Origin of the sequence: Aquimarina sp. AU474 (genome assembly GCF_900312815.1) — a bacterium.
GTDB lineage: Bacteria > Bacteroidota > Bacteroidia > Flavobacteriales > Flavobacteriaceae > Aquimarina.
Genome location: NZ_OMPE01000009.1, coordinates 1,146,940 through 1,159,536 on the forward strand (window position 1 = coordinate 1,146,940; position 12,597 = coordinate 1,159,536).

General features: G+C 33.1%; 10 protein-coding genes. 5 read left to right on the forward strand and 5 right to left on the reverse strand.

Going from position 1 to position 12,597, the window contains the following annotated elements:
- Nucleotides 1–876 (forward strand): DMT family transporter, encoded by an 876-nt coding sequence (locus DK508_RS18490; protein ID WP_109302264.1) that lies wholly within the window; start codon nt 1–3, stop codon nt 874–876.
- Nucleotides 877–934: 58 nt separating this feature from the next.
- Here the strand turns inward: DK508_RS18490 and DK508_RS18495 are convergent, their stop codons facing one another.
- Both DK508_RS18495 and DK508_RS18500 read right to left on the reverse strand, forming a co-directional pair.
- Nucleotides 935–3,001: a pitrilysin family protein gene (locus DK508_RS18495; protein ID WP_109302265.1), complete on the reverse strand. Its 2,067-nt coding sequence runs from the start codon at nt 2,999–3,001 to the stop codon at nt 935–937.
- Nucleotides 3,002–3,017: 16 nt separating this feature from the next.
- Nucleotides 3,018–4,343: a pitrilysin family protein gene (locus DK508_RS18500; RefSeq protein ID WP_109302266.1), complete on the reverse strand. Its 1,326-nt coding sequence runs from the start codon at nt 4,341–4,343 to the stop codon at nt 3,018–3,020.
- 175 nt (nt 4,344–4,518) lie between these two features.
- Here DK508_RS18500 and DK508_RS18505 point away from each other — a divergent pair, with 175 nt between their 5' ends.
- The 4 genes from DK508_RS18505 to DK508_RS18520 all read left to right on the forward strand — a co-directional run bounded on the left by DK508_RS18505 (nt 4,519) and on the right by DK508_RS18520 (nt 6,394).
- Nucleotides 4,519–4,992 (forward strand): DUF4199 domain-containing protein, encoded by a 474-nt coding sequence (locus DK508_RS18505; protein ID WP_109302267.1) that lies wholly within the window; start codon nt 4,519–4,521, stop codon nt 4,990–4,992.
- Between the two features lie 100 nt (nt 4,993–5,092).
- Nucleotides 5,093–5,644 (forward strand): 50S ribosomal protein L21, encoded by a 552-nt coding sequence (gene rplU, locus DK508_RS18510; protein ID WP_109302268.1) that lies wholly within the window; start codon nt 5,093–5,095, stop codon nt 5,642–5,644.
- Nucleotides 5,645–5,697: 53 nt separating this feature from the next.
- On the forward strand, nt 5,698–5,958 hold the full coding sequence (gene rpmA / locus DK508_RS18515) for a 50S ribosomal protein L27 (protein ID WP_109302269.1): 261 nt from the start codon (nt 5,698–5,700) through the stop codon (nt 5,956–5,958).
- 100 nt (nt 5,959–6,058) lie between these two features.
- Nucleotides 6,059–6,394, forward strand: coding sequence for a hypothetical protein (locus DK508_RS18520; protein ID WP_109302270.1), 336 nt, complete (start codon nt 6,059–6,061; stop codon nt 6,392–6,394).
- Between the two features lie 109 nt (nt 6,395–6,503).
- Here the strand turns inward: DK508_RS18520 and DK508_RS18525 are convergent, their stop codons facing one another.
- The 3 genes from DK508_RS18525 to ahcY all read right to left on the reverse strand — a co-directional run bounded on the left by DK508_RS18525 (nt 6,504) and on the right by ahcY (nt 12,468).
- On the reverse strand, nt 6,504–10,082 hold the full coding sequence (locus tag DK508_RS18525) for a M1 family aminopeptidase (protein ID WP_109302271.1): 3,579 nt from the start codon (nt 10,080–10,082) through the stop codon (nt 6,504–6,506).
- A gap of 17 nt (nt 10,083–10,099) precedes the next feature.
- Nucleotides 10,100–10,984, reverse strand: a complete 885-nt coding sequence (locus tag DK508_RS18530; protein ID WP_109302272.1) for an ABC transporter ATP-binding protein — start codon at nt 10,982–10,984, stop codon at nt 10,100–10,102.
- A 167-nt stretch (nt 10,985–11,151) separates the two neighbouring features.
- Nucleotides 11,152–12,468: an adenosylhomocysteinase gene (gene ahcY / locus DK508_RS18535; protein ID WP_109302273.1), complete on the reverse strand. Its 1,317-nt coding sequence runs from the start codon at nt 12,466–12,468 to the stop codon at nt 11,152–11,154.
- Between the last annotated feature and the right edge of the window lie 129 nt (nt 12,469–12,597).

Here is a 12,597-nt window from a genome sequence, read left to right on the forward strand (position 1 = left end):
ATGCAAAACATAAAACTTAAATGGCTTTACCTCGTGATATTATCTCTTATTTGGGGTAGTTCTTTTATTCTTATAAAGAAATCACTTGTTGGGCTTTCGCCAATGCAATTAGGTGCCTTAAGGACGGTATTTGCAGCTATATTTTTATTTTCTATTGGTTTTAGAAGTATTAAAACGATAAGAGGCACCGAGTGGAAATGGGTAGCTATATCGGCTTTTGTAGGAACTTTTATTCCCGCTTTTCTGTTTGCCTTTGCCGAGACCGAAATTGATAGTGGTATTACTTCTATATTAAATTCATTAACTCCTTTAATCACTTTTGTTTTAGGAGTTTTATTGTTTTCTATTCGTTTTAGTAAAAATCAGCTTCTAGGTGTTATCATTGGTTTGATAGGGAGTGTGGGATTGATATGGGAAGGGTCTATAATAAACCCAGATCAAAATTATGGATATGCTTTTTTGGTTATTATAGCCACTTTTGGTTACGGTATAAATGTGAATATCATAAAGCGTCACTTACAGCATATATCACCAATGGCAATTGCTAATGGTAATTTTGTTGTTCTTATCATACCGGCACTGATTGTGCTTTTTTTCTCTAATTTTTTTGATCTAAAAGCATTTTCAAATCAAGATATGCAAACTAGTATTATGTATATGGCTATTTTGGCGGTTATAGGTACAGGTATTGCAAAATTGATGTTCAATAAATTAATACAAATAAGCACGCCGGTATTTGCCAGTTCTGTGACCTATACGATGCCTATTATAGCATTAGTTTGGGGACTTTGGGATGGAGAGAAATTTTCGGGATACCAGTTGTTGGCATCTGGTGTAATTATTTTTGGAGTTTATCTTACTAATAAAAATAGATAAAGGCCCATTCTTATTATTGAATGAGCCTTTGATGTTTATCTTTTACCAAGAGAAATTATTATTTAAAATCTTCTGCGGTAATTCCTTCGTTTATTTTAATTTCTGATACCTTAAAGTCGAATTTTTGAGGACCTGCAGATATGGATAACATAAATGGAAATTTTATCCCATCAACCTCTCTATAATCACCATAACTGATAGTGGTAGTGATTTTCTGTCCTCCTTGTTCTTGTATCAAAACATCTTTGATTTTTAAGCCGCTATCGACATCAAAATAAGTTGTTTTTGTGTCACTAATCTTTAATTTATATGCTTTTCCGCTAGCAAGTGGCTCAATTCCTTCTATGGAAGCTGAATTATTCTTGATTTCCGGAAAAGGAAAAATTTCTTTTTTAGCGTCTGCTATTTCCTGGGCCGTATATACTATCTTTTGACCTTGAGCCATTTTATATCCTGTATTACCATCAAAAACGTTTTTGCTCACAGAATTACCTCCAAACAATATATCAGTATTCGTTTGATTTTTAGAAGTAACCTTTAAACTCATATCTAAGGTTGCTCCCCCCATAGATGCGGCAGCTTTGGTGAAAGTAGATTGTACATTTTCAAGTTTATCTTTACCACCAATAGCTGTAATGTAATTGTTTAATATTGACTGGGCAGTTATACCTTCTGGGATCGCGGCGTTGTAATCTGCTTTTTCGGTCTTATTTCCGTATTTGTCAAAATATAAAATCGGAATTTTCTTTCCATCAAAAGTGATTTTCTCAAGATTTTCAAGCACTTCACTTCCTTTGCCCACTAAAACTATTCTGGCTTTATCTAAATTAAAGTATGTGTTAGCTACTCTTTTTACATCTGCTTTACTAACTGAATTTATTTTAGCAATAAATGTTTCATAAAAGTCTTTTGGTAAATTTTGAGTTTTAATGTTAATACTTCTGGCGGCTATAGTTCTATCATTTTCAGAAGCTAAGATAAATTCTCCTAAAAATTTAGCTTTTGCATTTTTAAGAACTTCATCATCTACATCTTCGATTCTGATGCGCTTGATTTCTTTTAGAGTCTCAACTACGGCACTATCTGTTACGGCATTTCTAACCTTTGCAGCAGCCCTAAAAGCAGAGTTGTGATATTTATTTCTTGGCAATGAAGATCTACCTCCATAGGTATATCCATGTTCTTCTCTTAGATTCATATTTATATAGCTACCAAAGGAACCTCCAAGAATATAATTAGTTACTAAAGCTGCATGATGATCTGTATCAGCCATTTTTAGATTAGCGATATTCATAATTGCCATTTCTGTTTGTACGGCATTAGGCATATCAACAAAATTAATTTGTCTGTATTGGGCATCCTTAACATCAGGTAATCCAAAAGATGGTGCTTTTCCTGCTGTCCAAGGGGTGAAATGCTTTTCTATAAGTTTTTTAGCATTATCAGTGGTTATATTTCCACTCAAAACAATATAGGCATATGCAGGTACAAAATTTGTTCTGTAGTAAGTTTCAACGTCCTGTAGCGTAATATTGTTAACGGTTTCTTCAGTAATATACTCTCCTTCAGGATGATTTTTCCCATAGGCAAGAGTTGATCTTACTCTATCGGCAACGGCTTCGGCACTATTTTCACCAGTTTTAATACCCTCGATAAGTTTTTTCTTTTCAAGGTCCAATTCTTCTTGAGTGAAGTTAGGGTTTAAAGCGGCATCCGCAAAAAGCTCAACGATACGATCAGTGTATTTTGATAAGGATTGAGCAAAACCACCATTTATACCAACGGTTAAAGAAGCTCCAATAAAATCTACTTCTTCGTTAAATACATCTTTATTTATTTTTTTTGTTCCTTTACCCATCATTCCTGAAACGACAGCACTAATTCCAGCTTTTTTGCCTTCAGCATTAGGTGGGTTGTCTAAAGATAAACTAATAGATACCCGAGGTAGTTTGTTGTTTTCTACAACGAGTACGGTAAGGCCATTACCCATTTCGAAAGTAAATGGTTCTCCTAAGTTAATTGTAGGAGTAGGTCCAGATTTAGGCATTTTTGATCGATCAATTTGTGCTTGTGCACTAATTGCAACCCATAAAAATGCAACGATAAATATTATATTTTTTTTCATTTTGATGATGCTTGTTTTATTTGCTAGAAGCCTTGACGTAGTCAAGGTTAAGGCGTTGATTTTTATTTAAATACTTTTTTGCTACACTTTGAATTTCTTCTCTCGTAATTGATCTGTATATTTCAATTTCTTTGTTGATAAGATTAGTGTTTCCGTAAAGCATGTTATATCTAGCTAAAGAATTAGCTATTCCCTGAATACTCGAATTAGAGTTTACAAAGTTGTTCTCAAACTGATTTTGAAGTTTTTGAAATTCTCTTTCAGAAATAAGTTCTGTTTGCAATTTTTCTATTTCGGCTTCCATTTCGGCCTGAAGTTTGTCTAGCCCGACATCACCAAGAGGTAGTGCTACCATAGTGTAATTACCATAATCCTCGAGGGCATTTGAGAATGCAAAAACTTGTAATGCCATTTTTTTATCCTCGACCATGTTTTTATACATTCTGGAACTGTTTCCTCCTGTTAAAATGGTGGAAATGTAATTTAAAACGTAGGCTTCTTTATCTGTTTGCTTAGGTGTTCTGTATACCAAAACTTTTGCAGGTAATTGGATGTTAGCATCAGTCTCTTTTGCAATAATTTCTGAGGTTATAGGATCTTCTTTAATAGCAGTTCGTGTTATTTTCGGATTGTTATTTTGGATATCCCCAAAATAATCCTTGATCATTTTTTTTGCGCCATCTAGATCAATATCTCCCGCAACAACCAGAGTAGCATTGTTTGGATTATAAAACTTTTTATTGAAAGCTATAAATTCGTCCAATTTTGCAGCGTCAAGATCCTCCATGGTCCCTATAACTGATCGGCGATAAGGGTGCTTCTTATAGAGGTACTTGTTGATTCCGGTTTGGTAAATGATTTTTCCGTAAGGAGCATTATCAATTCGTTGTCGCTTTTCTTCTTTGACAACCTCATTTTGTGTATCTACACCAATCTTATTAATTACAGGGTGCAACATTCTCTCAGACTCCATCCATAGCGCTAATTCTAAATTATTAGAAGGTAATGTTTCGTAGTAGTATGTTCTATCTTGAGTAGTATTAGCATTGTTTCTACCACCATTAGCTGAGACAATATCAAACCATTTCCCTCTTTCAATATTTTGGGTTCCTTCAAACAAAAGATGTTCAAAGAAATGTGCAAACCCTGTTCGTCCTTTTTCCTCATCCTTTGCACCAACATGGTACATAACGCCAACTGTTACTACAGGAGCTTTGTTCTCTTTATGTAGAATTACATGAAGACCATTATCAAGATCGTATTCTGTAAACTCTACTTCTTGTGCAACTGCAGATGCAGTAATCATAAGCCCACAAGCGATAGTGTAAAATTTATTTTTCATTAGTAATGATTTTGTTTTATCAATAGGTGTGAAAAGATAAGGTTTTGTTACAACATTTGTTAAAAAAAACTCATTAACGTAGAGTGCTCAAAAACAATAAATTAACTGTCATTTAAGTTGTGTAGCTTCTTGGATTTTCATATTTTTAGGTAAGAATCGTTAAAAACATGAAATTATGAAGAAGTCTACTATTCCTATCAGGTTTGGAGTTTTGATTGCTATCGGACTTATTATGTATTTTTTAATTCTTTCATTGTTTGGGGTACAAACAAACCCTATTTTTAGTTTAGGTAATGGAATTATAGTTGCTTTTGGGTTATATTCTGCAATGAAAAACTATAAAAAAGAGAAGAGTAATGATTTTGATTATCAGAAAGGTTTTATGGCTGGTCTTTTTACTGGCTTTAATGCTACTCTTATTTTTACTATTTTCTTTGCCATATACGTAACTAATATTAATACTAATTTCTTGCCAGATATGCTAGCTAATTGGAGTTCTCACTACCATGTAGGTGTTGGTATTGTTGTTTTTATAGCGGCTATTATGGGATTTGCAACTACATTCGTGCTTACACTTTCATTCATGCAACTTTTTAAAGAAAGTTGGAACTTGAAAAAAAATTATAATTCGACCGCTGTAGAAGCTTAAAATATTTGTCATTTAATTAATTAACAGTATATTTGCACCCGCCTATTTAGAAATAGGTGTGTTCTTGTATATAAAAAATTAATTAATTAAACGTTACGCTATGTACGCAATTGTAGAGATAGCAGGGCAGCAATTTAAAGTTGCAAAAGACCAAAAAGTGTTTGTACACCGTTTAGCTGGAGAAGAAGGAGACAAAGTTTCTTTTGATAAAGTTCTTCTTGCAGCAGATGGAGATAAAGTTACTTTAGGCGCCCCAGCTATAGATGGAGCTCAAGTAGGAGCAAAAATCACAAGACACCTTAAAGGTGATAAAGTTATTGTTTTCAAGAAAAAGAGACGTAAAGGATACCGTGTTAAAAATGGTCACCGTCAATCTCTTACAGAAATTGTAATTGAAAGCATTGTAACTTCTGGAGCTAAGAAATCTGCTCCTAAGGCAGAAGCTAAAAAAGCTGAGCCAAAAGCAAAAGCTTCTGCTCCAAAAGCAGAAACTAAAACTAAAGCAGCTGCTCCTAAAAAAGAGACAAAAACAAGTACTGAAGATTTAAGCACTAAGACTGTAGCTGAATTGAAGGATATGGCTAAGGCTAAAGGAATTTCTGGAATTTCTTCTATGAAGAAAGCAGATTTAATAGCGGCTTTACAAGGATAACAAATTAGAGAGCAGAATACCTGCTAGTAATAACAATATAAAACCGAAAGAAAATGGCTCATAAAAAAGGAGTTGGTAGTTCGAAAAACGGTAGAGAATCAGAATCGAAACGCTTAGGTGTAAAGATTTTTGGTGGACAAGCTGCCGTAGCTGGTAACATCATTGTAAGACAAAGAGGTACAGCCCATAAGCCAGGAGAAAATGTATATGCTGGTAAAGATCATACATTACATGCTAGAATAGATGGTATTGTAAAATTTACAAAAAAGAAAGATAATAAATCTTACGTTTCAATAGTTCCTTTTGAAGCTTAAGAAAGCTTTCCTTTATCATAAATAAAAAACCCTTTCTGAGTTCATCTCAAAAAGGGTTTTTTTTGTTTGGTTACATATTTTAAATTTAAAAAACAGATCCATGAAATTATCTAGAGTTACATTTTTTAGTATATTTTTCTTACTATTAATTTCTATTTCAATACAAGGACAAGAAATCCCTAAATATGATTATTTAGAAATCATAGTAGTGCAAAAGGCAAACAATAGCGGAAGAGTAAAAAGGATAAAAGTTCAAGAACAAAAATCTTTAAAAGGGAAACAAATTACAATTAAACAAATTGAAAATTTGGAAGGAACATCTGATTTATTGAACTATATGAATGCTGCAAATTGGGAATTTGTGGATAGGCAATCAGTAGTTTCTGAAGAGAATGATCCGGTATGGATGAGTTATATTTTTAAAAGGAAAAAATAAAATGTCAATTGTAATGTAAAAACGCTACATAAGTAATACCTCTAGAAAAACAACCCTTTTCAATAGTGAAAAGGGTTGTTTTTCTAGAGGTATTTTATCTGAAAAGAATTTATTCTCCTTCGATATTTTTTATATTATCACTATAAACTCTGTCAATGAGTAATTTCTTAGGATCTATAGCTGCTTTGATAGGTAAGGAATCCGTTTGGAAGGTAAAATTGGTTTCGTTTTGATTTATTTTCACTCTTTTTTGATAGATCAATTTTTCTTCATCACTATCCGCAAAAACGCCAATATCTATCCAATCATTTATAGGAACTTTAATTTCATTACCAAGACTATCTGCTTTGATTTTGTAAGATTCTACTGTTATAGAGACTTCATATTTTCCGTTATCCAATTTTTTAAATGAAGATTCTTTTAATCTATTGTCATATAGAGTAATTTCTTTAAACCAATCTTTAATAAGGTACTTCATAGAGTCGGGGACTTTTGGTTCTAAATACTCCATAAAATCCAAAGATGACGGATAAGGTGGGCTTTTATATTTATAAGCATCCAAAAACTCTTTCATTGCAGAATTTACTTTTTCTTCTCCGATATAGTCCTGTAATGCATATAATATTACACTTCCTTTGCCATAGTGGATATAGCCTTGGTTTTCTACTTTATATAGTGGAAGTTCTTTTTCTATCTCACCACTTCGACCTCTCAAGTATCGATTGTGATCATATTTTAAGAATTCACGCATTTTCATAGGTGTTTTTGCAATACCCTTAAGGGTCATGAGAGATGAATATTCTGCAAAACTTTCACTCATCATAGTCCCCCCTTGCATATTGGCACCAACAACTTGATGTGCCCACCACTGATGACCCATCTCATGAGCAATCACAGCATCTACAACATTGTTGTCTGTTTCGTCTTCTAGGTTAATCACAAAACCAATAGCTTCAGAATAAGGCATTGTACCAGGAAAAGCTTGTGCGAAACTAGCATATCTCGGAAACTCAATAATTCTACATTGTTTATGATAGTATGGACCAAAATTTTTGGTGTAATATTCTAATGATCGTTGTACTGCGTTTAACATCATTTCGACATTAGAATCATGTTTTGAATCATAGTATACCTCTATATCAATCCCATTCCATTTTCTTGTGGCTATTTCATACCTAGCAGAAATAAAGGAATAAAAATTTTGTGAAGCCTGATCTACTTTATAATGATAATAATTTCTTCCATTTTCTTTCCATTTCTTTTTTAGTGAACCAGGAGCTATAGCTACTTGATCATCTGCTGTAGAGATAATGGTTTCTACATCAATATAGTCTGAACGGCCATCGGTAAGATAATTATTCATATGATATTGATTTGGCCCTTTTTGTAATTTTGGAGCTCTCGCTTTTGGGGGTAATCCATATTTTTTTCGAGTACTTTTTTCGGATAGCTCTACATTCTCGTTATAACCCAATCCAGGAAGTATCTGGAAATTATTTAAAAAAGTACCGTTTTGTATGATATTGGTATTTCCTCTATCATCGGTAAATCCTTCTGTTAGATAATTATTGTTAATTTCTATCTTGATAGTTTCATTGGGTTGTAAAGGTTGTTTAAGTTTATAGATTAAGTAACCAAAATCTTTATCCTCATACACTAATGCGGATTTTGGAATATCAAAAGTGGTCTCCCATTCATTATCTACATTAAAATGTAAAGAATCTATAGCTACATTATTTTCATTTGTAAGCTTTACAATTGCTTTGGTGTTAACATTTCTTTTGTACGGAAAAATGTCAATAAAATATTTAACCCCGGTAACTTTTGGGATTTTTATACCCTTATACTTCTTGTATTTCTTTTCATATTCTGCAGATAAATTCTCTAATTCATCTGATGTTTTGTACGTGTTTAATATTTGAGTATTGTAGTATACAAAACATGCGACTATGATCCAGACAAAAGCAGTAATTGCAATAGAGATTCGATATGCTTTAGGGATTTGTTTTTTTGCAATTTTTATTCGATTTAATAAAGAACTAAGTACTCCTCGATTCCATACCGCACCAGCTATAATAAGACAAAGTATAGAGAACAAAATCCAATATAAGCTAAACCACATTGCGCCTTTAAGCCCTGGGCCAAACGCATTCATGTCAGAATATTCTAGAGAAGGCCTGGCGCCAATGGTAAGCATATTAGAGTCAATATCGAATATATTCATCATTAAACCCCAAACAAAAATGACAAGTATAGAGATAAAATAACCTAAATATTTATTATTTAGTAATACTTGTATCATAATCATTACGCCGCTCCATATTAGGTATACTGGTAGATTGCTATACAAAAAATCTAATAGGTAAATATCCAATTCGAGACGTGTATATCCATTAGCTAATTGGAAAAGAACTCCACAAAGAATAAAAAAACCTTGTAAAATTACAGTAATACCTACTAGAGAAAGAGCTTTTGCCGCTAATGAAATAAAAGAAGTATGTGCTGTTGCATCAACAACTTCGTTAATTTTGCTTTCACGATCTCTCCAAACTAACTCACCACTAAAGAATACTAAAATAATAACCGTAAATAGAGATGTATTATCATTAATAGAATCTATTAACTTATATGTTAAAGGATATGATTTTAATCCAAAGTACTCAAATCCACCTAATAAGTCAGAGACCAAAATAATTGCGCTAAAAAGGAATAGAATTTTAAAGGTTACGCTCTTTATAATACTTAAGAAATTAGTATAAAAGAAGCTTTTAAATTGTATCCATTCTGTTTTTCGAGAAAACTGAGGATTTATTTTGGGTATAGAAAAAACCTTTTTTTCGGTAATAGATTCTTTCTCTATTTTCTTTACTTTTTTATTCTTTTCTTTAAAAGAAAAACTGAAGTACGATACTAATAAAATTACAATTCCAACACCAATCCATAATAATCGGTTTTGTAAAAGAATACCGCTAAAACCTGGATTAATAGTGTTTTTTTCTACCGGAGTAAAGTATTTGGTATCTATAGAGTACGTTCTAATACCAAAAACATCTGTCATGGCAGCTATGGTTTCGTTATCTATATCCGAAGTGAGGGTTCCCGATACAATATATGCGATAATAATGATTAGTGCTCCGACGAAAGAAACTACAGTGCTTTTCCATTTATTTGCCATTGTGTATATGATAGTTCCGGCAAAAAACATATTGGGTAATATGAAAAGGAAATAATTATTGATAAAGGTTGCTAGATGTATATCACCAAATCTATCAGGGTCCATCCATCCAAATATAGGGGCTAAAAAAGAACCAATTATTGAGCCTAAAAAGACTCCAAGCATAGGTATCGTAGATAAAAGTAATGCTCCAAAGAATCTTCCAAAGAAATATCCGGGTTTACTAAGAGGAGTGCTGAAAAGAATCTCATGAAACCCATTACTATGGTCCCGTAAAGCTGCATTATTAAAAAAAGCAGTGGCTATCATTAAGCCAAATATGGTCATTACAGTGGTGTATAATGTGATAGTATATGGTGAGTTTCTGTATATATTACCTATAGAACCACCTATCTGTATATTGTTACTTGCTGTAGCGCCAAATACCATCAACCCTATAAGTAATAGCATAATATATACTAGGGGTTGTTTCAGCGTATATTTTAATTCTGATACAAAGAAATTTTTAAACATGATTTCAGATTTAGTGATTAAACAATTACATTGTCTGTGTTAATTTTAGAAAAGAACACATCTTCAAGGTTGGGTTTTACTTGTTCAAAACCTTCATTTGGATTTGTATCACTATAAACATGTATCAAAGGTTTCCCTCCGACCATTTTGTTAGAAATAATGCTGTATCTGCGGGCATATTCTTCTAATTCATGTAATTCTATAATTTTTTGATATACTTTATCTTCAAGTTCGTTTAATGCAGTATCTGGAGAGCCTTGATATACGATTTCTCCAAAATTCATGATGGCCATTTTAGTACATAGTTCTCTTACATCATCAACAATATGAGTCGAAAGAATAACGATTACCTCTTTACCTACATTGGCCAAAAGGTTATAAAATCGATTTCGTTCTCCTGGATCAAGCCCTGCTGTAGGCTCATCTACAATGATTAATTTTGGATTTCCTATAAGTGCTTGAGCTATACCGATACGTTGTTTCATCCCGCCAGAAAACCCTTTTACACTTTTTTTACGCTTATCATATAGGTTCACTTTGTCTAAAAGATATTTAACCATCTCTTTACGTTCTTTTGGTTTTACAAACCCTTTTAAAATTGCTAGATGATCTAGTAATTGTTCGGCAGTGATTCTTGGGTAAACGCCAAATTCTTGTGGTAGATAACCAAGTACTTTTCTTAGCTCTGCTGGTTGGTTAAGAATGTCTATATCATCTAGTGTGGCTGTGCCAGAATCAGATTCTTGTAAAGTTGCTAGAGTACGCATAAGGGATGATTTACCAGCTCCATTTGGCCCAAGTAATCCAAACATTCCGTTTTCTAGCTCTATGCTGACATTATTTAGGGCTTTTACACCATTTGGATAGGTTTTGGATAGGTTGGTGATTTTTAAAGTACTCATAGGTGCATGTTTTTTGATTGAATTAATATGACGATGTTCGTGTCTTTTTGTTACAAATCGCTGTTTTCTTGTTTTTTATATATCACAATAGATATGGGGTGAAAAAAGAAAAACCCTTATCGGAAAGATAAGGGTTTTGTTTATTAGTAAGTTGTACTATTGTTTTTCTAGTATCTGTAATGTTCTGGCTTGTATGGTCCTTCAACAGTTACTCCAATATATTCTGCTTGATCTGTACGTAATTCAGTCAATTCAACACCGATTTTGGCTAAGTGTAATTTTGCTACTTTTTCATCTAAATGTTTCGGTAACATATATACTTCATTTTTGTATTCTTCACTATTCTTCCAAAGTTCAATTTGTGCTAGAGTTTGGTTAGTGAAAGAATTACTCATCACAAAACTTGGGTGACCGGTTGCACAGCCTAAGTTTACTAAACGACCCTCAGCTAGAATAATAATATCTTTTCCGTTGATATTATATTTATCTACTTGAGGCTTGATAGTATCTTTAGTATGGCCATGATTATCGTTTAACCAAGCCATATCGATTTCATTATCAAAGTGACCAATATTACAAACAATGGCTTTGTCTTTTAGTGCTTCAAAATGACGGCCTTGTACAATATCTTTGTTTCCTGTTGTAGTGATTATAATATCACTGTTGCCGATAACAGTTTCTAATTTCTTTACTTCAAATCCATCCATAGCAGCTTGTAGTGCACAAATTGGATCTATTTCTGTTACCGTAACAATACTTCCTGCACCTTTAAAAGAAGCAGCACTTCCTTTACCAACATCACCATATCCACATACTGTTACACGTTTTCCTGCCAACATAATATCAGTTGCACGACGAATAGCATCAACCGCACTTTCCTTACAACCGTATTTATTGTCAAATTTAGATTTGGTAACAGAGTCGTTTACATTTATAGCAGGCATTGGTAATGTACCATTCTTCACTCTTTCATATAAACGATGTACCCCAGTAGTAGTTTCTTCAGAAAGACCTTTAATATCGTCTACCAATTCTGGATATTTATCTAACACCATATTTGTTAGATCTCCACCATCATCAAGAATCATGTTCAACGGTTTACGATCTTCTCCAAAAAACAATGTTTGTTCAATACACCAATCAAATTCTTCTTCATTCATCCCTTTCCATGCATAAACAGGTATTCCTGCATCGGCTATTGCAGCCGCTGCTTGGTCTTGAGTAGAGAAAATATTACATGAACTCCATGTTACTTCTGCTCCAAGAGCTTGTAGTGTTTCTATTAATACTGCTGTCTGAATTGTCATATGAAGACAACCTGCTATACGAGCACCTTTTAGGGGTTGCTCATCTTTATATTCTTCGCGAAGAGACATAAGTCCTGGCATTTCTGCTTCAGCCAATTCGATTTCTTTTCTTCCCCAAGCAGCTAAAGAAATATCTTTCACTTTGTAAGGAACATAAGGTACAGTTTTGGTGCTCATAGTATTTATTTTATGTTTATGAAGTGCATTCTAGTATTTGGCACTAAATTATTCTAAATTCGTTTTTCGAAAATAAAGGAAGTGATCCCTTATTTTTCGGTTTGCAAAGGTACGTAATAACTTTAAGAA

Excerpts from the sequence above, each read along its gene's own strand:
- rpmA (WP_109302269.1), top strand. The coding sequence starts at position 5,698 with ATGGCTCATAAAAAAGGAGTTGGTAGTTCGAAAAACGGTAGAGAATCA.
- DK508_RS18495 (WP_109302265.1), bottom strand. The coding sequence starts at position 3,001 with ATGAAAAAAAATATAATATTTATCGTTGCATTTTTATGGGTTGCAATT.
- DK508_RS18530 (WP_109302272.1), bottom strand. The coding sequence starts at position 10,984 with ATGAGTACTTTAAAAATCACCAACCTATCCAAAACCTATCCAAATGGT.
- rplU (WP_109302268.1), top strand. The coding sequence starts at position 5,093 with ATGTACGCAATTGTAGAGATAGCAGGGCAGCAATTTAAAGTTGCAAAA.
- ahcY (WP_109302273.1), bottom strand. The coding sequence starts at position 12,468 with ATGAGCACCAAAACTGTACCTTATGTTCCTTACAAAGTGAAAGATATT.
- DK508_RS18500 (WP_109302266.1), bottom strand. The coding sequence starts at position 4,343 with ATGAAAAATAAATTTTACACTATCGCTTGTGGGCTTATGATTACTGCA.
- DK508_RS18525 (WP_109302271.1), bottom strand. The coding sequence starts at position 10,082 with ATGTTTAAAAATTTCTTTGTATCAGAATTAAAATATACGCTGAAACAA.
- DK508_RS18490 (WP_109302264.1), top strand. The coding sequence starts at position 1 with ATGCAAAACATAAAACTTAAATGGCTTTACCTCGTGATATTATCTCTT.
- DK508_RS18520 (WP_109302270.1), top strand. The coding sequence starts at position 6,059 with ATGAAATTATCTAGAGTTACATTTTTTAGTATATTTTTCTTACTATTA.
- DK508_RS18505 (WP_109302267.1), top strand. The coding sequence starts at position 4,519 with ATGAAGAAGTCTACTATTCCTATCAGGTTTGGAGTTTTGATTGCTATC.